At 36.6% G+C, this 25,114-nt stretch carries 24 protein-coding genes and 1 other RNA gene; 22 read left to right on the top strand and 3 right to left on the bottom strand.

The window, feature by feature from the left end; translation table 11 throughout:
- The first annotated feature begins 34 nt into the window (after nucleotides 1-34).
- From B4D49_RS06640 to B4D49_RS06615, 6 genes are all read left to right on the top strand, one after another.
- Nucleotides 35-553, top strand: coding sequence for a DUF1273 domain-containing protein (locus B4D49_RS06640; RefSeq protein ID WP_132869177.1), 519 nt, complete (start codon nucleotides 35-37; stop codon nucleotides 551-553).
- Between the two features lie 127 nt (nucleotides 554-680).
- Complete coding sequence (gene gpsB / locus B4D49_RS06635) at nucleotides 681-1,010, top strand: cell division regulator GpsB (protein ID WP_132869176.1); 330 nt, start codon at nucleotides 681-683, stop codon at nucleotides 1,008-1,010.
- Between the two features lie 88 nt (nucleotides 1,011-1,098).
- Nucleotides 1,099-1,464, top strand: an RNA gene (gene rnpB / locus B4D49_RS06630) — RNase P RNA component class B.
- Between the two features lie 171 nt (nucleotides 1,465-1,635).
- Entirely contained in the window at nucleotides 1,636-2,808 is a 1,173-nt protein-coding gene (locus B4D49_RS06625; RefSeq protein WP_132869175.1) for a THUMP domain-containing class I SAM-dependent RNA methyltransferase, read from the top strand.
- A 64-nt stretch (nucleotides 2,809-2,872) separates the two neighbouring features.
- Nucleotides 2,873-4,390 (top strand): cell division site-positioning protein MapZ family protein, encoded by a 1,518-nt coding sequence (locus B4D49_RS06620; RefSeq protein ID WP_286783597.1) that lies wholly within the window; start codon nucleotides 2,873-2,875, stop codon nucleotides 4,388-4,390.
- Nucleotides 4,391-4,538: 148 nt separating this feature from the next.
- On the top strand, nucleotides 4,539-5,303 hold the full coding sequence (locus B4D49_RS06615; protein ID WP_286783596.1) for a (S)-acetoin forming diacetyl reductase: 765 nt from the start codon (nucleotides 4,539-4,541) through the stop codon (nucleotides 5,301-5,303).
- A 56-nt stretch (nucleotides 5,304-5,359) separates the two neighbouring features.
- On the opposite strand, the gene B4D49_RS06610 is transcribed toward B4D49_RS06615, so the two are convergent.
- Entirely contained in the window at nucleotides 5,360-5,845 is a 486-nt protein-coding gene (locus B4D49_RS06610; RefSeq protein WP_286783595.1) for an S-ribosylhomocysteine lyase, read from the bottom strand.
- A gap of 149 nt (nucleotides 5,846-5,994) precedes the next feature.
- Here B4D49_RS06610 and B4D49_RS06605 point away from each other — a divergent pair, with 149 nt between their 5' ends.
- The 13 genes from B4D49_RS06605 (at nucleotide 5,995) to B4D49_RS06545 (ending at nucleotide 20,543) form a co-directional block, all read left to right on the top strand.
- Nucleotides 5,995-7,602 carry a ribonuclease Y gene (locus B4D49_RS06605; protein ID WP_286783594.1) on the top strand — a complete coding sequence of 536 codons (1,608 nt, stop codon included), beginning with the start codon at nucleotides 5,995-5,997 and terminating at the stop codon, nucleotides 7,600-7,602.
- A gap of 159 nt (nucleotides 7,603-7,761) precedes the next feature.
- Nucleotides 7,762-8,379, top strand: a complete 618-nt coding sequence (gene gmk / locus B4D49_RS06600; RefSeq protein WP_003063524.1) for a guanylate kinase — start codon at nucleotides 7,762-7,764, stop codon at nucleotides 8,377-8,379.
- A 23-nt stretch (nucleotides 8,380-8,402) separates the two neighbouring features.
- Nucleotides 8,403-8,717, top strand: a complete 315-nt coding sequence (gene rpoZ, locus B4D49_RS06595; RefSeq protein WP_014334364.1) for a DNA-directed RNA polymerase subunit omega — start codon at nucleotides 8,403-8,405, stop codon at nucleotides 8,715-8,717.
- A gap of 141 nt (nucleotides 8,718-8,858) precedes the next feature.
- Nucleotides 8,859-11,249: a primosomal protein N' gene (locus B4D49_RS06590; protein ID WP_286783593.1), complete on the top strand. Its 2,391-nt coding sequence runs from the start codon at nucleotides 8,859-8,861 to the stop codon at nucleotides 11,247-11,249.
- A 61-nt stretch (nucleotides 11,250-11,310) separates the two neighbouring features.
- A complete protein-coding gene (fmt, locus tag B4D49_RS06585; RefSeq protein ID WP_286783592.1) occupies nucleotides 11,311-12,246 on the top strand; it encodes a methionyl-tRNA formyltransferase in 936 nt (311 codons plus the stop codon).
- A complete protein-coding gene (gene rsmB, locus B4D49_RS06580) occupies nucleotides 12,236-13,558 on the top strand; it encodes a 16S rRNA (cytosine(967)-C(5))-methyltransferase RsmB (protein WP_199544844.1) in 1,323 nt (440 codons plus the stop codon). The genes fmt and rsmB overlap by 11 nt, the downstream gene beginning before the upstream one ends.
- 37 nt (nucleotides 13,559-13,595) lie before the next feature.
- On the top strand, nucleotides 13,596-14,333 hold the full coding sequence (locus B4D49_RS06575; RefSeq protein WP_132869380.1) for a Stp1/IreP family PP2C-type Ser/Thr phosphatase: 738 nt from the start codon (nucleotides 13,596-13,598) through the stop codon (nucleotides 14,331-14,333).
- Nucleotides 14,333-16,219 carry a Stk1 family PASTA domain-containing Ser/Thr kinase gene (gene pknB / locus B4D49_RS06570; protein ID WP_199544846.1) on the top strand — a complete coding sequence of 629 codons (1,887 nt, stop codon included), beginning with the start codon at nucleotides 14,333-14,335 and terminating at the stop codon, nucleotides 16,217-16,219. Before B4D49_RS06575 ends, pknB begins: the two co-directional genes overlap by 1 nt.
- Before the next feature lie 97 nt (nucleotides 16,220-16,316).
- The gene (liaF, locus tag B4D49_RS06565) at nucleotides 16,317-17,012 is read left to right on the top strand and encodes a cell wall-active antibiotics response protein LiaF (protein WP_199544851.1); all 696 of its coding nucleotides are present in this window, start codon (nucleotides 16,317-16,319) and stop codon (nucleotides 17,010-17,012) included.
- Complete coding sequence (locus tag B4D49_RS06560) at nucleotides 17,009-18,034, top strand: sensor histidine kinase (RefSeq protein ID WP_286783591.1); 1,026 nt, start codon at nucleotides 17,009-17,011, stop codon at nucleotides 18,032-18,034. Before liaF ends, B4D49_RS06560 begins: the two co-directional genes overlap by 4 nt.
- The gene (locus tag B4D49_RS06555; RefSeq protein WP_199544855.1) at nucleotides 18,018-18,662 is read left to right on the top strand and encodes a response regulator transcription factor; all 645 of its coding nucleotides are present in this window, start codon (nucleotides 18,018-18,020) and stop codon (nucleotides 18,660-18,662) included. Before B4D49_RS06560 ends, B4D49_RS06555 begins: the two co-directional genes overlap by 17 nt.
- A 124-nt stretch (nucleotides 18,663-18,786) precedes the next feature.
- Entirely contained in the window at nucleotides 18,787-20,187 is a 1,401-nt protein-coding gene (locus tag B4D49_RS06550; RefSeq protein WP_286783590.1) for a Cof-type HAD-IIB family hydrolase, read from the top strand.
- On the top strand, nucleotides 20,187-20,543 hold the full coding sequence (locus B4D49_RS06545) for a S1 RNA-binding domain-containing protein (protein WP_020916316.1): 357 nt from the start codon (nucleotides 20,187-20,189) through the stop codon (nucleotides 20,541-20,543). The genes B4D49_RS06550 and B4D49_RS06545 overlap by 1 nt, the downstream gene beginning before the upstream one ends.
- 87 nt (nucleotides 20,544-20,630) lie before the next feature.
- On the opposite strand, the gene cysK is transcribed toward B4D49_RS06545, so the two are convergent.
- Nucleotides 20,631-21,560 carry a cysteine synthase A gene (gene cysK / locus B4D49_RS06540; protein WP_286783589.1) on the bottom strand — a complete coding sequence of 310 codons (930 nt, stop codon included), beginning with the start codon at nucleotides 21,558-21,560 and terminating at the stop codon, nucleotides 20,631-20,633.
- 99 nt (nucleotides 21,561-21,659) lie between these two features.
- Nucleotides 21,660-22,286, bottom strand: a complete 627-nt coding sequence (locus B4D49_RS06535) for a YigZ family protein (RefSeq protein ID WP_286783588.1) — start codon at nucleotides 22,284-22,286, stop codon at nucleotides 21,660-21,662.
- Nucleotides 22,287-22,340: 54 nt separating this feature from the next.
- On the opposite strand from B4D49_RS06535, the gene B4D49_RS06530 reads away from it, so the two are divergent.
- The 3 genes from B4D49_RS06530 to hpf all read left to right on the top strand — a co-directional run bounded on the left by B4D49_RS06530 (nucleotide 22,341) and on the right by hpf (nucleotide 24,926).
- Entirely contained in the window at nucleotides 22,341-23,642 is a 1,302-nt protein-coding gene (locus tag B4D49_RS06530; protein ID WP_286783587.1) for a DEAD/DEAH box helicase, read from the top strand.
- On the top strand, nucleotides 23,639-24,301 hold the full coding sequence (locus B4D49_RS06525) for a ComF family protein (RefSeq protein WP_199544859.1): 663 nt from the start codon (nucleotides 23,639-23,641) through the stop codon (nucleotides 24,299-24,301). The genes B4D49_RS06530 and B4D49_RS06525 overlap by 4 nt, the downstream gene beginning before the upstream one ends.
- Nucleotides 24,302-24,377: 76 nt before the next feature.
- Nucleotides 24,378-24,926, top strand: a complete 549-nt coding sequence (gene hpf / locus B4D49_RS06520; protein WP_074482701.1) for a ribosome hibernation-promoting factor, HPF/YfiA family — start codon at nucleotides 24,378-24,380, stop codon at nucleotides 24,924-24,926.
- Nucleotides 24,927-25,114 lie beyond the last annotated feature (188 nt).

Genomic DNA, 25,114 nt, shown 5'->3' with positions numbered 1-25,114 from the left:
CTATTATAACATATTTTTAGAAAGGAAGCAGGATATGACTTCAATTCTCGTCACGGGTTATAAGAGTTTTGAACTTGGTATTTTTCAAGAAAAGGACGAGCGAATCAAGGTGATTAAAAAAGCAATTAGGCATGATTTCATTCGCTATTTTGATGAAGGTGTTGACTGGTTAATTTTTATGGGAAACCTTGGATTTGAATATTGGGCATTACAGGTTGCAAAAGAGCTGCAAGAGGAGTATGATTTTAATATTGCAACGATTTTTACCTTTGCAAATCATGGCCATAACTGGAATGAGACTAATCAGATTAAATTAAGTGAGTTTAAACAGGTGGACTTTGTTAAATACTCTTATCAGGAATATGAAAATCCAAGCCAGTTTCGAAATTATAACCAATTCTTAGTAGATAATACGGATGGTGCTTATTTGTTTTATGATCCTGAAAATGAAACAAATTTGAAATATTTAGCACAGGTCATGCAAGAAAAAGATGACTATCCAATCCAGTTTTTGACCTTTGATCGTCTTAATGAATTTCTTGAAGATTGGTAATCAATTTTTAATGATCTTTTAAAAGTAAATGCTTGATTTTTCATTAAATTTTCTGTAACATATATCTTGATATGACGTTTTCATATTCTAAGGTTAACTAGAATAGTTTTGTTTGGAGAGAGATAGAATGGCAAGTATTATTTATAGTCCTAAGGACATTTTTGAACAAGAATTCAAAACCAGCATGCGTGGTTACGATAAAAAAGAAGTAGACGAGTTCCTTGATGATGTTATTAAAGATTACGAGAGCTATATTTCTCAAGTTCAAGAACTACGTGCTGAAAATGAAAAATTAAAAGAAGAATTGGCTGCTAAACCAAAAGCAGCTCCAGCGACTTCTTATGTTGCTCCGCAAGCAGAACACGCACGTGTTGCTCAAACAGCAACAAACTTCGATATTTTGAAACGTATCAGTCGTTTGGAAAAAGAAGTGTTTGGTAAACAAATCACTGAATAATAGCTTTTCTATTCATTATTAACGAAGTTGTTAGATGAATTTGTATATTACTTATCTTTATTTATGGAGGTAAGAAAGATAAATTGCAATTTTTGGATAATCGCGTGGTATTCTAATACCATGAGGAAAGTCCATGCTAGCACTGGCTGTGATGCCAGTAGTGTTTGTGCTAGGTTAATTAATAAGCCTAGGGACATCTTTTGATGTTACGGCGAGTGAAAAGGCTAAGTCTTTGATATGCCCAAATAGCTCTGAAAAGTGCCACAGTGACGTAGTTCCTGAGGAAACTTAGGAAGTGGAACGCGGTAAACCCCTCAAGCTAGCAACCCAAACTTTGGTAGGGGCACGGGATAGTAGGAATCCGAACGATCTATCCTGACTGGAAACAGTAGACAGATGATTATCGAAGGAGATAAGACCTAGTTATCTCTGGAACAAAACATGGCTTATAGAAAATTGCATATAGGTATCTAGCTAGCTTAGGCTAGCTTTTATTTTTGCTGTATTTTAATACTAAGATAATTCTTGGTTTGGTATTTGAAAATTAATCGATTTTTACTAGCTATATGCTAGTAAAACGTGTTAAACTTATAGATAAGTATTTTGATGAAATAGGAATGTGTGAATGAAAAAAACATTTAATTTAGTAGCAACTGCAGCTGCAGGACTTGAGGCTGTTGTTGGGCGTGAAATCCGTGATTTAGGGATTGATTGCCAAGTTGAAAATGGTAAAGTACGTTTTCAAGGAGATGTAAGAACGATTATTACGACAAATCTTTGGTTACGTGCAGCAGACCGTGTCAAAATTATTGTTGGTGAATTTCCAGCGCGTACCTTTGAGGAATTATTCCAAGGAGTTTATAAATTAGATTGGGAAAATTATTTGCCATTAGGTGCCAAATTTCCAATTTCAAAAGCTAAATGTGTGAGATCTAAATTGCACAATGAGCCAAGTGTTCAGGCAATTAGTAAAAAAGCTGTTGTCAAAAAACTTCAAAAAGTTTACCATCGTCCAGATGGTGTTCCATTGCAAGAAAATGGTGCTGAGTTCAGAATTGAAGTTTCAATTTTGAAAGATAAAGCAACGGTCATGATTGATACAACAGGAGCTAGTCTCTTTAAACGCGGTTACCGTGTGGAAAAAGGTGGCGCTCCGATTAAAGAAAATATGGCAGCTGCCATTATTGAATTGTCAAACTGGTATCCAGATAAACCATTTATCGATCCAACATGTGGTTCAGGAACGTTCTGTATTGAAGCAGCTATGATTGGGATGAACATTGCTCCTGGTTTTAATCGAGACTTTGCTTTTGAAGAATGGAATTGGGTTGACGCTGATTTGGTTCAACAAGTTCGCGACGAAGCTGAAGAAAAAGCTAATTATGATATTGAACTTGACATTTCAGGATTTGATATTGATGGTCGCATGATTGAAATTGCCAAGAAAAATGCTGAAGAAGCAGGACTTGGAGATATCATCAAATTGAAACAAATGCGTCTTCAAGATTTAAAAACTGATAAAATCAATGGTGTTATCATTTCTAACCCACCCTATGGTGAACGATTGCTTGATGACAAAGCTGTTGACATCTTGTATAATGAAATGGGACAGACTTTTGCACCATTGAAAACATGGAGTAAATTTATTCTGACCAGCGATGAACAGTTCGAACGAAAATACGGGTCACAAGCTGATAAAAAACGTAAATTATACAATGGTACGCTTAGAGTTGATTTGTACCAATTTTACGGTGAACGTGTTAAACGCTCTGCTATCACGCAAGCAAAAGAAAAGTAAGGAAAAGTGCGCTTAACAAGCTTAGTTAGGCAGTTGAAATTTTAATTAGAGAGGTGACCAAAACGTGTCAGAAAAAAAAGACATGCCGTCTTCTGAAGAACAAGATGGGCTTAATTTGCAAGATGTTAAAAATCTAACCATTGAAGAAGCTGTTCGAAAAGATTCTGAAATGAAAGCTGGAATTACTGAGTCTGATGGCGTTTTAGATAAGTATATTAAACAGCACCGAGACGAAGTAACATCACAAAAATTTGAAACAAAGCTATCTGATTTTGATGATTTAGATACAAAAGCTTTGGATAACTTTATTAAAAAACAACGCGAAGAACTTGTTAATAGTGGTATTGTTGGCAAAGAAGTTTTTGAGGAAGCTACTGAAGCTAATCAAGTGCCTGAAGCAGAAGAAGTGGTTGAACCAGCTGTTGAAGCTACCGAAACTGAGCCTGAACAAGTAGAGCCAGTAAGTTCTGAGTCAAAAGAAGCAACTTCAGAAGAAGCACCAAAGGTTGAAGAAACCGTTGAAGTTAATGAAGAAGAAAAAGAGGAGCCGGTAGTAGCTCAAATTGAAGATTCAGAAAAAACAGCTGAACCAACTATTGCTCTTACAACTGATGAAAGTAAAACAAGTTCTAAGAAAAAACGTGTTATTATTGGGAGTTTAGCTGCTCTTGTAGTTGCTATTTTTGGCGCTGGTTATGGTTTACACTATGTTAAAGGGTCAAATACTACAGTTGCTAGCTCATCAACATCATCAAGTCAGAAAAAAACATCATCAAGTTCAAGTGCAGCAGCGAAAGCAAAACAAGCCAAAAAAGCCAAAAAAGCTTTTGATGAAGCTTATACGGCAATGTTCACTGATGATACTAAGACTAAATTAAAAAACAGTGAATTTGATAAAATTTCTGTTCTAAAAGAAAAATTAGATGCCCTAAAAGGAACTGATTTTTATGATGATGCCAAAAAACAATATGATACAGTAGCAGCTCACATTACAGCTATCAAAGCTATCAATGCTTTATTTGAAAAAGATGTTATTGTTGATGGTAAAAAGGTTGCTGGAACAGTTAAAGCCGACGCCAAGTTTGATAGCTTGTCTAGTGATGTTTTGAATACTGGTGATGCTAAATTGGATAATTTATTGCAATCAGTAATTACTGATGGTAAAAATCAATTAGCTTCTAAGACTCAATCAAGTAGTCAAGCACAAGCAGCTGCAAACACTGCTAGCCAGACAGAAAGTAGTGAAGAAACAGCGGATGCCAAACCACAAGCTCCAGCTTCTGATAATTCAAATCTTCAACGCGATAAGAGTCGTGTTCCTTATAATGAATCGGCAATTGCTGATTCAGGAAATCCAGCTTGGACATTTGCTGATGGTGTGCTTGAAAAAATTGTTTCAACATCACAAGCGCGTGGCTATTTCTCAGGAAATGATTATATTCTTGAAAAAGTTAATATTATCAATGGTAATGGCTATTACAATATGTTTAGAAAAGATGGAACATATCTATTTTCAATTAACTGTAAAACAGGTTACTTTGTAGGTAATGGTTCTGGTCACTCTGACGCATTGGATTATTAATGAAAAGTTTGAAAAAGCTCTCCTCTTGGAGGGCTTCTTTTGGTTTTAGAAGTGAAATAATGAAAAATCTTGAAAAAGTTTCAAAAAATTGACAATAAAAAATGGAAGCGTTATAATTAGCGTAACTTAAAGATTAAGGGGTGATATTATGGTAAAAGTAGCCATTGTTACTGGTGCAGGTCAAGGGATTGGCTTTGCTATTGCAAAACGTCTTCACGAAGATGGTTTTAAGATTGGAATCTTGGATTACAATCAAGAAACAGCAGAAAAAGCTGTTCAAGAACTTTCTCCTCAAGATGCTTATGCTGTTGTAGCTGATGTTTCTAAGCGTGAAGAGGTTGCTAAGGCATTTGCGCAGGTTGTTGAACATTTTGGAGATTTATCGGTAGTTGTGAATAACGCAGGGGTTGCCCCAACAACGCCTTTAGATACAATCACAGAAGACGTTTTTGAACGCACTTTTGCCATTAATGTCGGAGGTGTTATCTGGGGAGCTCAGGCAGCCTTGGCTGAATTCAAAAAATTAGGTCATGGTGGTAAGATTATTAATGCTTCATCTCAAGCTGGTGTGGTAGGTAACCCTAATTTGACTGTTTACGGTGGTAGTAAATTTGCCATTCGTGGTATTACCCAAACCTTAGCACGTGATTTAGCAGATTATGGTATTACAGTAAATGCTTATGCACCTGGTATTGTTAAGACACCGATGATGTTTGATATTGCTCATGAAGTCGGTAAAAATGCTGGTAAAGATGATGAATGGGGTATGCAAACATTCGCAAAAGACATTACCCTTAAACGTTTATCTGAACCAGAAGATGTAGCTAAAGCTGTCAGCTTCTTAGCAGGACCTGATTCTGATTATATTACTGGACAGACCATTATCGTTGATGGTGGTATGCAATTCCATTAAAATTATCATAAAAGCAGAAAAGTCAGGGAAGAAAATTCTCTGACTTTTTTGATTTTTTAGATGACGTGACGTTCAAATGGATCGTCTGAGATACCATCTTTAAGGATGAGTTTTGCCCATTCTTTAGCAGTAAATAAGCTGTGGTCTTTGTAGTTACCGCATGATTCAATTGTTGTACCTGGTACATCATCCCATGATGTTACAGTAGCAACTTCTTCTAAACTTGATTTGATGACTTTTGCAATTTCAGTTGTGTTGTGTTTACCCCACATAATCAAGTGGAAACCAGTACGGCAACCAAATGGTGAGCAGTCAATCATTCCGTCGATACGTTCACGGATAAGTTTAGCAAGTAAATGTTCGATAGTGTGTAAACCAGCAGTTGGAATAGCATTTTCATTTGGTTGAACCAAACGGATATCAAAGTTTGTGATGACATCTCCAAGAGGTCCAGCTTCTTCAGAAATAAGACGAACATAAGGTGCTTTAACGATTGTATGATCTAGTTCAAAACTTTCTACAGTTACTTCTTTTTTTGACATAATAGACTCCTTTTTTATTCCTCTAATAATCATATCATAAATTTTAGTAAAACGCTTTACAATTTTAAATTGTGAAAAAACTCGATTTATGGTAAACTTGAAAGTAGCTTTCTATAGATGAAATCTAAAATTTTTATTGAGGTAAAAACATGCCAAATATTATTATCTTGATTGTTTTTGCCCTCATTGGTTTGATAGTTGGTTATGCACTGATTTCCATCAGACTTAAGTCTGCGAAAGAAGCTGCGGAACTCACTCTTTTAAATGCAGAACAGGATGCTGTTAATCTACGTGGTAAAGCTCAATTAGAAGCTGAACACATTAGAAAATCAGCTGAGCGAGAAACGAAAGCTCATCGCAAAGAATTACTGATCGAAGCAAAAGAAGAGGCTAGAAAATATCGAGAAGAGATTGAAAAAGAATTTAAATCTGAAAGACAAGAGTTAAAACAAATGGAGACTCGTTTGACTGAACGAGCGTCTTCTCTTGATCGCAAGGATGAAAATCTAACCAGCAAAGAAAAAGTGTTGGATAGTAAAGAACAAAGTCTAACCGATAAATCTAGACACATTAATGAGCGTGAAAAACAAATCGGAGAACTCGAAGAACAGAAAAAAGCAGAACTAGAACGTGTCGCCTTGATGACAATTGCTGAAGCGCGTGAAATTATTTTGACGGAAACTGAAACTAATTTGACGCATGAAATCGCAACTCGTATTAAGGATGCTGAACGTGAGGTTCGTGATAAGTCTAACAAGCTCGCCAAAAACATTCTCGCTCAGGCCATGCAACGAATGGCTGGTGAATATGTTACTGAACAAACCATTACAACCGTTCATCTACCAGATGATAGCATGAAAGGTCGTATCATTGGTCGTGAAGGACGTAATATTCGTACCCTTGAAAGTTTGACAGGGATTGATGTCATTATCGATGATACACCTGAAGAGGTGGTCCTTTCAGGATTTGATCCAATTCGTCGCGAAATTGCTCGCATGACATTGGAAGCTTTGATTCAAGATGGTCGTATTCACCCAGCTCGTATTGAAGAATTGGTTGAAAAGAACCGTTTGGAAATGGATAATCGTATTCGTGAGTATGGTGAAGCTGCTGCTTTTGAAATCGGTGCAGTAAACTTGCATCCTGATTTAATTAAAATTATGGGACGTTTGCAGTTTAGAACGTCATATGGTCAAAATGTTTTACGTCACTCAGTTGAAGTTGGTAAGATGGCTGGTATTCTTGCTAGCGAACTTGGCGAAAACGTAATGCTTGCTCGTCGTGCTGGTTTCTTGCATGATATGGGTAAAGCAATTGACCGTGAAGTTGAAGGTAGCCACGTTGAGATTGGTGCAGAATTTGCTCGTAAATACAAAGAAAACCCAATCGTGGTTAATGCAATTGCAAGTCACCACGGAGATGTAGAACCTGAAAGTGTGATTGCTGTTATTGTTGCAGCAGCGGATGCTTTGAGTTCAGCTCGTCCAGGTGCTCGTAACGAGTCAATGGAAAACTATATCAAACGTCTTCGTGATTTAGAAGAAATTGCAACAAGCTTCGATGGCGTTCAAAATAGCTATGCTTTGCAAGCTGGACGTGAAATTCGTATCATGGTGCAACCAAATAAAATTTCCGATGATGAGGTCACAATCATTGCACATAAAGTTCGTGAAAAAATTGAAAGTAACCTTGATTACCCAGGTAATATTAAAGTTACCGTTATTCGTGAACTACGTGCAGTCGATTACGCAAAATAATGAAAATAGAAAAAAGAAGTACGTTGCAAACGTACTTCTTTTTAATGTGAAGGAGCTTGTAAATTTCCTTGAAATATAGGTTTATCTTTGATATACTAGACTGTAGTCTAATTGATAAAAAGCAAGTCTTAACTTGTAGTCTATAATAAGGAGAGTGGCATGACCGAACGTGGTTTGTTAATTGTTTTCTCAGGACCTTCTGGGGTTGGTAAGGGAACAGTTCGCCAAGAAATTTTTTCAACACCTGATCATAAATTTGAGTATTCTGTTTCTATGACAACGCGCCAAAAACGGCCTGGAGAAGTTGATGGCGTTGATTATTTCTTCCGAACTCGTGAAGAATTTGAAGAGCTTATTAAAAATGGTCAAATGTTGGAATATGCTGAATATGTAGGCAACTACTATGGCACACCACTGACTTATGTTAATGAAACGCTCGATAAAGGAATCGACGTATTTCTTGAAATCGAAGTTCAAGGTGCTCTTCAAGTTAAGAAAAAAGTTCCAGACGGTGTGTTTATTTTCTTAACACCACCAGATTTGGACGAATTAAAAGACCGTTTGGTTGGTCGTGGTACTGATAGCGAAGAAGTTATCCGCCAACGTATCGAACGTGCGAAAGAAGAGATTGCTTTGATGCGTGAATACGATTATGCTGTTGTTAATGACGAAGTGCCTTTGGCAGCTGAACGCGTTAAACGTATCATTGAAGCAGAACATTTCCGTGTTGATCGTGTTATTGGACGTTACAACGACATGATTAAAGACATTGACTAAAAGAGAGAAGAGAGAAAAAAGCTATGATGTTAAAACCTTCTATTGACACTTTGCTTGATAAAGTGCCATCAAAATACTCACTTTGCATTCTTCAAGCTAAACGCGCTCACGAACTTGAAGCTGGTGCAAAACCAACTCAAGAATTCAAATCAGTAAAAGCTACTTTGCAAGCTCTTGAAGAAATTGAATCTGGTAACGTTGTTATTCACCCAGATCCAGAAGCAAAACGAGCTGCTGTTCACGCTCGTATCGAAGCAGAACGTTTGGCTAAAGAAGAAGAAGAACGTAAAATCAAAGAACAAATTGCTAAAGAAAAAGAAGAAGGAGAAAAAATCTAAGGTATTTTATCTTAGATTTTTCTTGTAATAAATCATTGTGATAAAGTAAACAAGTATTAAAAATGATTACTTATCACGATGATTATTCTTTTTTCATCAGGATAAATTTTTTGAGTTCATTAAGGATTAGAAAGGAGAATTATGACAAAAATTGCTCAGGTCATTGTTGATGTCCCATTAATGCAGACTGATAAGCCTTTCTCATATCTTGTGCCAGAAGATATGCAAAATCAAGTCACCTTGGGGTCGCGTGTTCATGTTCCTTTTGGTCGTGGTAACCGTCTTTTACAAGGATTTGTTGTAGGATTTTCGGAAACGTTAGAAAGTGATGCCAGCAACTTAAAAGCTATTAGCGAGGTATTGGATTTTGAACCAGTTTTGAATGAAGAACAGCTTGCTTTAGCAGATCAAATGCGTCATACTGTTTTTTCTTATAAGATTTCAATTTTGAAATCAATGATTCCTAATTTGCTCAATTCAACATACGATAAACGTTTGGTGCCGACAAAGACACTATCTAGCGAAGAACGTTTGGTTTTGTTCGGAGATAAAGAGAGCAGACTTCATTCAACGCTTTCTGAAGCGGAAGCTAAAAAAGTAGCTCGTCTAGTTCAAGCTGGAAAAATCACAGTTGATTATCTTGCTAAAGATAAGAAAAGTATCAAAACGGAAAAATTCTATCAAGTTAATCTCAAACAGCTCGCTCAAACAGAGATTTCAGTAAGGGCTAAAAAACGTTTACTTTTACGAGATTATTTACTTGAGCATCCTGACGAGGGAAAACTTTCTGATTTGCATCAGCTCTTCTCACGAGAAGTTGTTAAATTCTTTGTGGAGAATAATCTATTAGCCATTTTAGAAAAAGAGAAAAAACGTTCGGATGCTTACTTTGATGTTGCAATGACAGAATTTCTTGATTTGAATGAAGAACAAGCAGCAGTTGTTGAAGAGGTGACTAGCCAAATTGACAAAGACTCTAAACCATTTTTACTAGAAGGTGTGACAGGTTCAGGAAAGACTGAAGTGTATTTACACATTATTGATAAGGTCTTAAAACTTGGTAAAACAGCAATTGTTTTGGTGCCTGAAATTTCTTTGACACCTCAGATGACAAATCGCTTCATTTCACGTTTTGGTAAGCAAGTGGCTATTATGCATTCAGCTTTATCTGATGGTGAGAAATTTGATGAGTGGCGCAAAATTAAATCTGGTCAAGCTCGTGTTGTTGTTGGTGCACGCTCTGCCATTTTTGTTCCAATGGAAAATATCGGAGCTATCATTATTGACGAAGAACACGAAGCAACTTACAAGCAAGAATCAAATCCACGTTATCATGCGCGTGATGTGGCTTTGCTTCGAGCCAAATATCATAAAGCTGTTTTGTTAATGGGGTCTGCAACTCCAAGTATTGAAAGTCGTGCACGCGCCAGTCGAGATGTTTATCATTTTTTACAATTGACTCACCGCGCTAATCCATTAGCCAAGATTCCTAAAGTTGATATTGTTGATTTTCGTGATTATGTCGGTCAGCAGGAGGTCAGCAATTATACACCTTACTTGCTGGAAAAAATTGCGGATCGTTTGGAGAAAAATGAGCAAGTTGTGCTCATGTTGAACCGACGAGGCTATTCAAGTTTCGTTATGTGTCGTGATTGTGGTTACGTGGATGAATGTCCAAATTGTGATATTTCTTTGACGCTTCATATGGACACTAAGACTATGAATTGTCACTATTGTGGCTTTGAAAAAGCTATTCCACACACTTGTCCAAATTGTCATAGTCGCAGCATTCGTTATTATGGAACAGGGACACAGAAGGCTTACGATGAATTGGCAGAAGTCTTCCCGCAAGCGCGTATTTTGCGAATGGATGTTGATACTACGCGACAAAAGGGAGCTCATCAGCGTATTCTTGATAAATTTGGTAATCATGAGGCTGATATTCTACTTGGGACTCAGATGATTGCTAAGGGACTTGATTTTCCAAATGTTACCTTGGTTGGTGTCTTAAATGCGGATACGTCTCTAAATCTGCCAGATTTTAGATCATCTGAACGGACATTTCAATTATTAACACAGGTTGCTGGGCGTGCGGGACGCGCTGAAAAAGAAGGAGAGGTTCTTATTCAGACATACAATCCCCAGCATTACGCTATCAAGTTAGCCCAAAAGCAAGATTATGAAGCTTTCTATGCTTATGAGATGGGAATTCGTAAACAATTATCTTACCCACCATATTATTTTACTGTTGGCTTAACTTTATCACATAAGGATGAGCAGACTGTAGTGCGTAAGTCTTTTGAGTTGTTACAAATCTTGCGCCAGTATTTGTCTGATAAAATTAAAATCCTTGGACCAACTCCTAAACCAATTGCTAGAACGCATAATCTTTACCACTATCAAATCATTGTCAAATATCGTTTTGAAGACCATTTGGAAAGTGTCTTAAATCAGATTTTAGATATGACTCAATTACCAGAAAATAAAGATTTACGTTTAGTAATAGATTATGAGCCACAAAATTTTATGTAGTGCTCTGCTATGCTATAATAAAGAAAAATTTAAGTAATAAAATCCTTTGAGAGGAACTAAGATGACAAAATTAATTTTTATGGGAACACCTGATTTTTCAGCGACTGTTCTAAAAGGTTTGCTAGATGATGCCAACTATGACGTTTTGGCAGTTGTAACACAGCCAGACCGCGCGGTTGGTCGTAAAAAAGAAATCAAAATGACTCCTGTTAAGGAAGTTGCTTTGGAACATAATCTCCCTGTTTACCAACCTGAGAAGATGTCTGGTTCAGACGAGATGGCTGATCTTATGACTTTGGGAGCTGATGGTATTGTAACAGCTGCATTCGGTCAATTTTTGCCAACAAAATTGCTTGATTCTGTTGATTTTGCTGTTAATGTGCATGCATCACTTCTTCCTAAATATCGTGGTGGTGCACCAATTCACTATGCTATCATCAATGGTGATAAAGAAGCTGGTGTGACAATCATGGAAATGGTTAAGAAAATGGATGCTGGTGATATGATTGCTAAAGCCTCTACACCAATTACTGATGATGATAATGTTGGAACAATGTTTGAAAAATTAGCTGTCATTGGACGTGATTTGCTTTTGAAAACATTGCCGGATTACATCGCTGGCAACATCAAACCAGAACCACAAGATGAAAGCCAAGCGACTTTCTCACCAAATATCACACCAGAAGAAGAACGTATTGATTGGAATAAATCAGCGCGTGATGTCTTCAACCATATCCGCGGATTGTACCCATGGCCAGTTGCACATACTCTTCTTGATGGCAAACGTTTCAAAATTTATGAAGCAAGTTTGGTAGAAGGACAAGGAAAACCAGGTCAAATCATTGAAAAAGGTAAGAAATCATTGGTTGTGGCAACTGGAGATGGCGCTATTTCTCTTAAAACAGTGCAACCCGCTGGAAAACCACGCATGAGTATTGTTGATTTTCTTAATGGTGTTGGACGTAAGCTTGAAGTAGGTGACCTTATTGGCGAATGATTGGAAAAATCAAGCTCGTGGCTTAGCGCTACTTGTTCTTGAAAATGTCTTTGAAGAAGGAGCTTATTCTAATATCGCTCTTAATCAAGAACTAAAACACACGAAACTATCGCAAAAAGATAAGTCTTTAGTGACTGAAATTGTATATGGTACGGTGGCACGAAAGATTACTTTAGAATGGTATCTTGCTCACTATATCGAAGACCGCGATAAGCTAGATCCTTGGGTTTATTACCTCTTGATGTTGAGCCTTTATCAATTGTTATACCTTGATAAAATGCCTGCTCATGCTGTGGTTAATGATGCGGTTAATATTGCTAAAAATCGCGGTAACAAAAAGGGTGCTGAAAAATTTGTTAATGCTGTTTTACGACGCTTGGCCAAAGAAAAGCTCCCAAATCCTGAAGAGATTAAGCGTAAAAATAAGCGTTATTCAGTTCTCTATTCTTTACCAGTTTGGTTGGTTAAAAAATTAATTGATCAATTTGGTGAAGAACGTGCAATAGCTATCATGCAAAGTTTATTTGTCCGAAATAAAGCAAGTATCCGAGTAACACATCCTGAAAAACTAGCTGAGATTAAAGCGGCAACTGGCGCAGAACAATCTCTTTTATCACCAGTTGGTTTGGTCAAAACTTCGGGACATTTTGCAGGGACAGACTATTTTTCACAAGGTGATATCACCATCCAAGATGAGTCAAGTCAATTAGTGGCTCCAACTCTTAATATTCAGGGAAATGAGCAAATCTTAGACGCCTGCGCAGCACCTGGTGGAAAGACCACTCACATGGCTTCTTATCTGACAGATGGGCACATTACGGCACTAGATTTGTATGATCATAAGCTAGCGCTTGTCATGGATAATGCTAAGCGTCTGCATGTAGATGATAAAATCACGACACAAAAAATGGATGCCACAAGTGTCCATGAACATTTTGCAGCTGATTCATTTGATAAGATTTTAGTTGATGCACCTTGTTCAGGAATCGGCTTGATTCGCCGCAAGCCTGACATTAAATACAATAAAGAAAACCAAGATTTCAATGCTTTACAGGAAATTCAATTGCAAATTCTTGATAGCGTTTGTCAAACATTGCGTAAAGGTGGTATAATAACTTATAGCACTTGTACGATTTTTGATGAGGAAAACTTCCAAGTTATTAACAAATTTTTAGAAACTCATCCAAATTTTGAGCAGGTAAAACTGAGTCATACGCAAGAAGATATTGTCAAAGATGGCTGTATTGCTATTACACCTGAACAATATCAGACAGACGGGTTCTTTATTGGACAAGTTAAACGTATCTTGTAATCTCAAGGAGGAAACTGACACAGTCAGAAGGAAAACTATGAAAATTTCACTTGTAACTGATATCGGACAAAGACGTTCAAATAATCAGGATTTTATTAATAAATTTGATAACGAGAAAGGTATCACTTTAGTCATCCTAGCAGATGGTATGGGAGGTCATCGTGCTGGTAATATTGCTAGTGAAATGACCGTCACTGATCTTGGACGTGAATGGATTAGTACCGATTTTACTGAATTAAGCCAAATTCGTGATTGGCTGATTACTGCGCTAGAAGCAGAAAATCAAAGAATTTATGAACTGGGTCAAACTGATGAGTACAAAGGTATGGGAACAACCGTTGAGGCTTTAGCGATTGTTGATAACAATGTTATCTTTGCTCACGTTGGTGATTCACGCATTGGATTGCTCCATAATGGTGAATATAAATTGCTAACTAGCGACCACTCTCTCGTTAACGAATTGGTGAAAGCTGGTCAATTGACAGAAGAAGAAGCTGCAAATCACCCACAAAAAAATATCATTACACAATCTATTGGACAAGCTAATCCAGTTGAACCTGATTTAGGGGTTCAAGTTCTTGAAGAAGACGATTATCTTATTATTAACAGTGATGGTTTAACAAATATGATTACCAATGACGAAATTGTTAGCATTTTAAGTCAAGATAAAAATCTTGATGATAAAAATAATGAGTTAGTGACTCTTGCTAACGAACGTGGAGGTCTTGATAATATCACCATTGCTCTTATCCATGCCGAAAGCGAGGAAGCTTAATGATTCAGATTGGCAAATTATTTGCTGGTCGTTATCGGATCCTCAAATCTATCGGACGGGGTGGAATGGCAGATGTTTATCTTGCCAAAGATCTAATTCTTGATAATGAAGAAGTGGCTATCAAAGTTCTTCGGACGAATTATCAAACAGATCAAATTGCCGTTGCTCGTTTCCAACGTGAAGCGCGTGCCATGGCAGAGCTGAACCATCCAAATATCGTTTCGATTCGTGATATTGGAGAAGAAGACGGACAGCAATTCTTAGTAATGGAATATGTTGATGGCTCGGACTTGAAAAAATACATTCAAGACCATGCCCCTCTTTCTAATAATGAAGTTGTTAGAATCATGGAAGAAGTCTTGTCTGCGATGACTTTGGCTCATCAACAAGGAATTGTTCACCGTGATTTAAAACCACAAAACATTTTGTTAACCAAAGATGGAACAGTTAAAGTAACCGACTTTGGTATCGCTGTAGCTTTTGCAGAAACAAGCTTGACACAGACAAACTCAATGCTTGGTAGTGTGCATTATCTTTCACCTGAACAAGCGCGTGGTTCAAAAGCCACTGTTCAAAGTGATATTTATGCTATGGGGATTATGTTGTTTGAAATGTTAACAGGTCACATTCCATATGATGGAGATTCTGCTGTTACCATTGCCCTTCAACATTTCCAAAAACCACTTCCATCAATCATTGATGAAAATAAAAACGTTCCTCAAGCTTTGGAAAATGTTGTTATTAAGGCAACTGCTAAACGTTTAAGTGATCGTTATGCATCTACTTTTGAAATGAGCCGTGATTTGATGACTGCTCTTTCATATAATCGTAGTCGTGAACGTAAACTAGTTTTTGAGGACACTGAAAACACTAAGACGTTACCAAAAGTAACCACATCAACACCTGTTCCCTCAACTACAGAACAATTGTTGAAAAAACAAAAAGCTGCTAAGGCTAATCGAGAAACTACAGAAAATAAAATTGCAAAAGCAAAACCTAAGAAGAAAAAATCACACCGTATGTTTGGTACGATGATGAAAATTTTCTTTGCTGTAGTAATTGTTGCCATCGCTATTTTCACTTACTTGACGTTAAGCACCCCAGCCTCTGTTAATGTTCCAGATGTAGCTGGAACAAGTTTACAAGATGCTAAGACAACTCTTACATCAGCGGGGCTTAAAGTTGGTGATATTCATAAAATTGCTAGCGATACAGTGCCAAGTGGTCAAGTTATTAAAACAGATCCAACAGCAGGTTCATCTAAAAAAGAAGGTGCCAAAGTTGACATTTATGTGTCAAAAGGAACATCAGGCTTTAAGATGAAAGATTATACTGGTCAAAACTATCAAGAAGTTATCAAAGAACTTAAAGATAAGCACGGTATTTCAAGTGATAAGATTGATGTCGAATGGATAACAGGTACTAACTATGACGGTGGTACTATCATTAGTCAAACACCTGAAAAAGGTACAAAAGTAGCTAGTGAAGATAAGATTACTTTCAAGGTTGCAGCAATCGTTATGCCAAACCTTATTGGTTATACTTACCAAGATGCTATTGCTGAATTGACTGCACTTGGCTTATCAAGCTCACATATTACAGTATTCCAAGCAGATGCTACTTCATCAACTGGATACTCTCAAGTCAAAACACCATCTGCCTCTGCAGTTGTTGTGGCACAAGATCCTTACTTTGGCGCAGCTATTGAAGGAAATGTGAAACTTTACTTCTCATCTGGAAGTGACGTTCAATCTTCTGAAGTAGCACCATCGCAATCTGTTCCTGAGTCAACTGAGTCAAGTGAAACGACTGAGTCAAGTTCATCAAGTAGCAGCAGTAGCAGTACTGAAGAAAGCTCACAAACTGATGCATCAGTTGAACAATAATATTTTAAAAGAACACCCGAAAGGGTGTTCTTTTTTAGGCAAAACCGAGCATTTTTCCCTTCTTTTTGGTAAAATACAGAAAAAGAAAGGGTATGATATGAGGAAAGTTCAATTTTTTGTCATTGTAGAAACGATTCTATTGGTCATGGGCTTGATGACAATCATGGCAAATAATTTATCGAGTTTTATCTTGATTTTAGTGTTAATTCTTTTAGCATTGCGTTTTTATAATCAGGACAAACGCAATAATTTTTTGCTAACAGTAGGCTTAGTTCTTTTATTTTTAATCCTAATGTTAAACCCCTACATCATTATGGCAGTGGTACTTGGGGTTGTTTATGTGGTTATTAACCATTTCTCACAAGTTAAAAAGAAAAATCGTTTTGCACTTGTACGATTTCGTGAGGAAGAGTTAAAAGCTAAACCAATTCGTAATCAATGGATTGGCGCTGATATGCATGATAGTGATTTTTATGCTTTTGATGATATTAATATTATTCGATTAACAGGAAGTGACACAATTGATTTAAGTAACGTTATTGTGACAGGTAAGGATAATGTTGTTATCATTCGTAAAGTGTTTGGGCCAACTAAAATTTTAGTTCCTATTGATGTTGGTGTTAAATTAGATGTTAGTGCTATTTATGGCAGTGTTCGTTATTTTGATTTTGCTGAATATGATTTGCGAAATGAATCTTTAAAATTATGGCATGAGCAAGATGATGACTATTTGAAAGTAGTTAAAATCATTGTTAATACATTAGCTGGAGATGTCGAGGTGGTACGTAAATGAAAAAGCATCATTTTTTACTTTTGATTCTCTATGCAAGTATTATCATTATTTCTATTGTTGTCGTTGTTTTAGATAGTCTAGAATTACATTTAGAAAATCTTATTTCAGATTTTTGGATGGGAGAGCGTTTTGTTTTCTCAATTGTCTTCTTAATTCTAGCTGTTACGATTTTGCTACTGCTACTTTGGGTTATTTTAGATGATAATAGCAAACGCAGTATTAACCAAAATCTACGATGTATTTTGAACAACCAAGAGGTATTTTTAGACGAAGACACTGAGATTAATGCTAATTTATCACGCTTATCTAAAAAGATGACGCATTTGACAAATAGCCTACAAAATACGGAAAACAGTCGTATTCAAAATGGACAAGAAATTGTGGAGCAAGAACGTAAACGTATTGCTCGTGACCTTCATGACACAGTTAGTCAAGAACTGTTTGCTTCTTCGATGATTCTTTCTGGGGTATCTGCTAACCTTGATCAGATTGAAAGAGAGCAGCTTGAATTCCAGTTGACTGCCGTTGAAAGTATGCTACAAAATGCTCAAAAAGACCTGCGTATTTTGCTCTTACATTTACGACCTACTGAATTAGAAAATAAAACCCTTTCAGAAGGTTTTGATATCCTCTTGAAAGAATTAACAGATAAGAGTAGTATAGAAGTTGTTTATAAGAAAAATATTGGAAAACTACCTAAAAAGATTGAGGATAATGTTTTTCGTATTGCTCAAGAGTTTATTAGTAACACACTCAAACATGCTAAAGCAACACGTTTAGAAGTTTACCTTAATCAAACCAAAACTGAGCTACAATTAAAAATGATCGATAATGGTGTTGGTTTTGATATGGATGAAAGACATGATTTAAGTTATGGTCTTAATAATATTGAAGAACGTGTTGATGACATGGCTGGAACGATGACATTATTGAGCCAAAAGGGAAAAGGAGTATCGATGGATATCCGCTTGCCTTTGGTTAAGGGAGAAAACGAGGAGAAAGAAGATGACCCAGAAAATTAGAGTTATCCTAGTTGATGATCACGAAATGGTACGTCTGGGATTGAAAAGTTTTTTTAACTTGCAACCAGATATTGAAGTTGTTGGTGAAGCAGGAAATGGTGTTGAAGGGATTAAACTTGCTTTAGACTTAAAACCAGATGTAGTAGTTATGGATTTAGTGATGCCTGAAATGAGTGGTGTTGAGGCCACTTTGAAACTTCTAAAGGAGTGGAAAGAGGCTAAAATCCTTGTTTTGACATCATATCTTGATAACGAAAAAATCTATCCTGTAATCGAAGCGGGCGCCAAAGGTTACATGTTAAAAACATCTAGTGCAGCAGAAATTTTAAATGCGATTCAAAAAGTTGCGCGAGGAGAGCTAGCTATCGAAACAGAAGTTGATAAAAAAATCAAAGCTCATGACAAGCAACCTGAATTGCATGAAGATTTGACCGCACGCGAGCGTGATATTTTGAGACTTTTAGCTAAAGGTTATGATAATCAAACCATTGCTGATGAATTGTTTATTTCATTGAAAACGGTCAAAACACACGTTTCAAACATTTTAGCTAAGTTAGAAGTAGATGACCGTACGCAAGCAGTTGTCTATGCCTTTAAGCATCATTTAGTACCGCAAGATGAGGATTAATGATATAATAAGAACATAGCTTTTCTTTGATTTTAAAGTTAGAAAGGAAAATGGGATAAAAAGTCTTTGGACTTTTTATGGAAAATGAGATTTAATGACCATTTCCTTTCCCATAATGATACAGATGGATGTAAAAACAAAATACAAGGCTAAGAAGACAAAAATTGTTTTCTTTGACATTGATGATACCTTACGTGTCAAAGTCACAGGTTATATGCCAGAATCAATCAAGTATGTTTTTAAAAGTTTGAAAGAAAAAGGCATTATGACAGGAATTGCGACAGGACGCGCTCTTTATGGTGTTGTTCCTGAAATCCGTGATTTAAACCCTGATTATTTTGTCACAATCAATGGAACATATGTTGTTGACAAAAAAGAAGCAGAGATTGTTAGTGATCCTCTTCCACGTGATTTAGTTGAAAAATACGTCAACTGGGCTAAGTCAGAAGGTATTGAGTACGGCTTTACTGGTAAGGATAAACCAGTCGTGTCAAAACGTTGTGACTTGATTGATGATGCTATGAGTCCGATTTATGGCATTTGTGATGTTGAACCAGATTTTTATTTGACAAACGATGTTTATCAAATGTGGACATTTGCTGAAAATAATGCTGACTTGCAATTGCCTGAAGAATTAGCTAGTGAAATTCGCTTGGTTCCTTGGCACGAACATTCATCTGATGTTGTTAAAGTTGGTGTGTCTAAAGCCTCAGGTGTTGCTCATGTTTTAGAAAGTCAAAACTTAAAACCAATCAATGCGTTGATGTTTGGCGATGGACCAAATGATATGGAAATCTTTGATTATGTTGGTTTGAAAATTGCTATGGGCAATGCCGTGCCTGAACTCAAAGAAAAAGCAGATTTTGTAACAAAAACAGTAGAAGAAGATGGCATTTTATATGTTTTGGAGGAACTCGGTTTGGTAGAAAAACAATTAAATTTCCCACAAGTTGATTTATCAACAATTGAAGGTCCAGTTGCGACAATAAAAACAAATCATGGTGACATGAACATCAAACTTTTCCCTGATCATGCACCAAAAACAGTAGCGAACTTTGTTGCTTTGTCAAAAGATGGTTACTATGACGGTATCATTTTCCACCGTATTATTCCAGAATTCATGATTCAAGGTGGTGACCCAACTGGTACTGGTATGGGTGGACAATCTATCTATGGCGATAGCTTTGAAGATGAATTCTCAGAAGAACTTTACAATGTTCGTGGAGCTCTTTCAATGGCGAATGCTGGACCAAATACAAACGGAAGCCAATTTTTCATCGTTCAAAATAGCAAAATTCCATACGCTCAAAAAGAACTAGAACGTGGTGGCTGGCCAAAACCAATCGCAGAACTTTATGCTGCTAAAGGTGGAACACCTCACCTTGACCGTCGTCACACAGTTTTTGGACAAATCATGGACGAAGAATCATACAAAGTTCTTGATGAAATTGCAAACGTTGAAACTGGCGCACAGGACCGACCAGTTGAAGATGTAGTTATTGAAACAATTGAGGTAGTAGATTAATGAGAATTGGCGACAAAATCACTGGAACAATAACAGGTATAAAACCTTATGGTGCCTTTGTCGCATTGGATAATGGGACTACAGGCCTTATTCATATCTCAGAAATTAAAACAGGCTATATTGAAAATATTTACCAACTGTTAAAAGTTGGTGAGAAAGTCTTGGTTCAAGTAGTTGATTTTGATGAATTTACTCAAAAGGCAAGCTTATCATTACGTACGCTGGAAGAAGAAAAACATCATCTTCATCGTCGCCACCGATTTTCAAATAGTCACTTAAACATCGGCTTTCAACCTTTAGCAGATAATCTGCCAAAATGGACTAAAGAAAGCCTAGAACTATTAACAAAAGATTGAAAAAGAGGCACCGTTGGGTGCTCTCTTTTTATAATGTATGTAAAAAAGGTTAGGGCATTGCCCCAGCCTTTTCATATATAATATTCTTTATTCACCAAAATCGTAAAGAGACGTTGAAAGGTAACGTTCACCATTATCTGGAAGAAGTGCCAAGACTTTTTTACCTTTACCAAGTTCTTTAGCTTTTTCAATAGCTGCGAAAATAGCTGCACCAGATGAAATACCAGCAAGGAAACCTTCTTTTCCACCAAGATTACGGCTTGTAAGAATGGCATCGTCTGATGCTACGCGAATGACTGCATCATAAGATTTAGTATCAAGAGTATCTGGAATGAACCCAGCTGAGATACCTTGAATTTTATGTGGTCCTGGTTTTTCACCAGAAAGTACAGCGGACTCATCGGCTTCAACAGCATAAACTTTAATATCAGGGTTGGCTTTTTTAAGTGCGTGAGAAACACCAGAAACTGTTCCCCCTGTACCAACACCAGCTACGAAAGCATCAAGTCCTTTTGGTCCAAAGGCTTCGATAATTTCAGCACCTGTTGTTGCTTCGTGGACGGCTGGATTAGAAGGGTTAGCAAATTGAAGTGGTACCCAACCATTTTTTTCTGCAGCAACTTCTTTAGCTTTGGCAATAGCACCTTTCATTCCTTCACTTCCTGGTGTCAAAACAAGTTCAGCACCATAAGCTTGAATAATTTTACGACGTTCAAGGCTCATTGTTTCAGGCATTACAATAATGACTTTGTATCCTTTAGCTGCACCAACCCATGCAAGTCCGATACCAGTATTACCAGATGTAGGTTCGACGATTGTATCACCAGGTTTGATAGTACCAGCTTTTTCAGCATCTTCGATCATACGAAGAGCAATACGGTCTTTAACAGATGAACCTGGGTTAAATGATTCAATTTTAACATAAACATCAGCAGCATCTTCAGGAACAATGTTATTAAGCTTGATAATAGGAGTATTTCCAATTAGTTCAGTAATTGAGTTATAAATCTTTGCCATAAATGATTCTCCTTGAATTAAAATTTATAGGTCAAGTATATGCTCAAATTGACTGTTTGTAAAATATATAATTCTTATCATGGTGATAGAGAAATCTTATCACAGCTCAATTTCAACGATTTTTGAACCAGATTTTTCAAAAGAAACTTTTCCTTGATAAAATTCAACAAGGCGATCACTGACTGCTTGAACATTTTCTGGATCAAGGTAGATGTGTGTCGTAACATTTTCTAAAAATTCAGTTTCGAATTCTTGAAGATTTTCAGCCTGCAAAAAGTTAGAGAAGGTCTGATATTGAGGGTATGAAAGTGTTAGCTTAAGCCCATCTTGTTCTTTAACTTCAACAATTCCAATTTCTTTTAGAGCATTGGCGACGCTCCCAGCATAAGCACGAATTAAGCCACCAGCGCCAAGTTTAATACCACCGAAATAACGTGTGACAACAGCAACAACGTTTGTTAAGCCTTGTTTTTCTAAAACAGTTAGCATGGGAACGCCAGCTGTCCCGCTTGGTTCACCATCATCACTAGAACGCTTGATTTCAGCATTTTCTCCAATAATCATCGCTGAACAAGAATGAGTTGCTTTGTAGTGTTCTTTTTTAATTTGAGCAATAAATTCTCGTCCCTCTTCTTCAGTTTCAACACGTTTTAATTGGCAAATAAAGCGAGATTTTTTTATTTCTTCTTCGCAAATACCATCAGTTTTGATTGTTTTATAGTTCATACCAAAATTTTACAAGATTTTTAAGGATTTAGCAAAATTTTCGAATAAATAGGTATGACAGAGATGAATGATTATTATGGAAGAATTTTTACCGAAGCACAACTGACTGATGAATTGAAGGAAAAAGCAAAGGTAATGCCATCTATGATAAAACAAAATGGCAAAATAATTTGCAACCGTTGTGGGAGCAGAGTGTCGCCAAATCATCTGTTACAAACTGGTCGTATCTATTGTAGAGAATGCTTGACTTTTGGTCGAAATACCAGTGATAGTAACCTATATTATTTTCCTCAAATTGGCTTTCCAGAGACTAAGTCTCTCATCTGGCAGGGAGAATTAACGCCTTATCAAAAAGAAGTTTCTCAAGGAATCTTGGCAGGCATTGCTCAAAAAAGTGATTTATTAGTTCATGCAGTAACAGGTGCTGGAAAAACAGAGATGATTTATCAAAGTGTTGCAAGCGTGATTGACCAAGGTGGTTGTGTTTGTCTGGCAAGTCCCCGAATTGATGTTTGTTTAGAGCTTTATAATAGGTTGTCACGAGATTTTTCTTGCCCGATAACCTTGTTACATGGAGATTCAGAAGCTTACAAACGTTCACCACTGATTATTGCGACGACTCACCAGTTGTTGAAATTTTACCGAGCATTTGACTTATTGATTATCGATGAAGTTGATGCCTTTCCTTTTGTTGATAATAAAATGCTTTATCACGCTGTTAATCAATCCATCAAAGATGATGGGGTCAAAGTTTTTCTTACAGCGACCTCTACGGATGAATTGGATAAAAAAGTAAAAAAAGGAGAACTGACAAAATTACACTTAGCTAGACGTTTTCACGCTAATCCATTGGTTATTCCTAAAATGGTTTGGTTGGGTGGTTTGCTGTCGTCAATGGAAAAAGGAAAAATTCCTAATAAGTTAATATCTCTTCTAAAAAAACAGCGGCAGAGCCATTTTCCTCTTCTTATCTTTTTTCCAAATATCGAACAGGGCAAACAATTTTCAATTATTTTGCAGGAAATTTTTCCTGCCGAAGCTATTGGATTTGTTTCAAGTCAGACCGAAAATCGTCTAGAACTGGTTGAACAATTTAGAAAAAAAGAGCTCACTATTCTTGTGACAACAACTATTTTAGAACGAGGTGTAACATTTCCGTGTGTAGATGTCTTTGTTTTGCTTGCTAATCATAGATTATACAGTAAAAGTGCCTTAGTCCAGATTGCAGGTCGTGTTGGACGGGCAATTGAAAGGCCAACAGGAGAACTATTATTTTTACACGATGGCACAACAAAAGCTATGAAAAAGGCCATTGCAGAAATCAAAGAAATGAATAAAAAAGGAGGATTTGGATGAAATGTTTACTTTGCGGGCAAGAATTCTCCGAAAGAGAAACATTTTTAGGAATAATTTCTATGAGAAAAACTGCCAAGTTAATTTGTCCAGAGTGCCAGAATGCTTTTGAGAAAATCGGCGATGAGCATTGCCCAACATGTTATCGAAATGGAAGTAGTGAACAATGCACAGACTGCAAAAAATGGGCTAAAGAAGATCATAATGTTCAACATCGAGCAATTTATACCTATAACGAGGCAATGAAAGAGTATTTCTCTAAGTATAAATTTCAAGGAGACATGCTATTAAGTCAAGTCTTTGTTAAAGAATTAAAACAAGTTTTAAAAGAATATAAAGATTATACGGTTGTTCCTGTCCCCTTAAGCACGGAGCGAATGGCCGCAAGGCAATTTAATCAGGTTACAGCGTTACTTGATTCCGCGCATATTTCTTATCAAGATATTTTAAGCAAGAAAGAGATAAGAAAGCAGTCTGATAAGAACAGAAAAGAAAGACTAGAAAGTGATTGTCCCTTTAGTCTGAAATCAGATAATTATATTCCAGATAAAGTGTTGATAATAGATGATATCTACACGACAGGAGCAACTTTAAGAGGAATTTACCAATTATTTTATGAAAGAGGAACAAAGATTGTAAAAAGTTTAACAATTGCACGGTAAATGCTTGCAAATTTTCATGAAAGCAGTATAATAAAAGAGTAAAGAAAGCGCTTTATAGCGAGAAAGAGGTGTTTTTATGATTAAATATAGTGTTCGTGGAGAAAACATCGAAGTAACAGATGCAATCCGTAACTATGTCGAATCTAAACTCGGAAAAATTGAAAAATACTTCAATGCTGAACAAGAATTAGATGCTCGTGTTAATCTAAAAGTTTACCGTGAAAAAACTGCAAAAGTTGAAGTAACAATTTTGGTTGATTCAATCACTCTTAGAGCTGAAGACGTTTCACAAGATATGTATGGATCAATTGATTTGGTAACTGATAAAATCGAACGTCAAATTCGTAAAAATAAGACAAAAATTGCTAAAAAACATCGTGAAAAAGTTCCAGCTAGCCAAATTTTCACAAGCGAATTTGAAGCTGAACCCGTTGAAGAAGGTCCAGTTGTAAATGTCGTCCGTACGAAACATGTTAGCTTGAAACCGATGGACCTTGACGAAGCGCTTCTTCAAATGGACCTTTTGGGACATGATTTCTTTATCTACACAGATGCTGAAGATGGGGTAACAAACATTCTTTATCGTCGTGAAGATGGTGAACTTGGTTTAATTGAAGCCAAATAACTGATTGTAAATCCGCTAAATTTTTAGCGGATTTTTTTAATTTCCACTTGACAGAAGATAAAATAGATGATAAATTATTAGAGTTGCTGCTTGAGGGGCTCCACGGAAGAGGAAATCCAAGAGAAAAAAATCTTAAAAAAAGATGTTGACAAAATCAAATGGCAATGCTAAACTAATATAGCTGTTGT

The sequence above is a fragment of the Streptococcus sp. UBA4344 genome (genome assembly GCF_002393675.1).
Taxonomy (GTDB): Bacteria; Bacillota; Bacilli; order Lactobacillales; family Streptococcaceae; genus Streptococcus; species Streptococcus vicugnae.
This window is presented reverse-complemented; position numbering and strand designations above follow the sequence as displayed.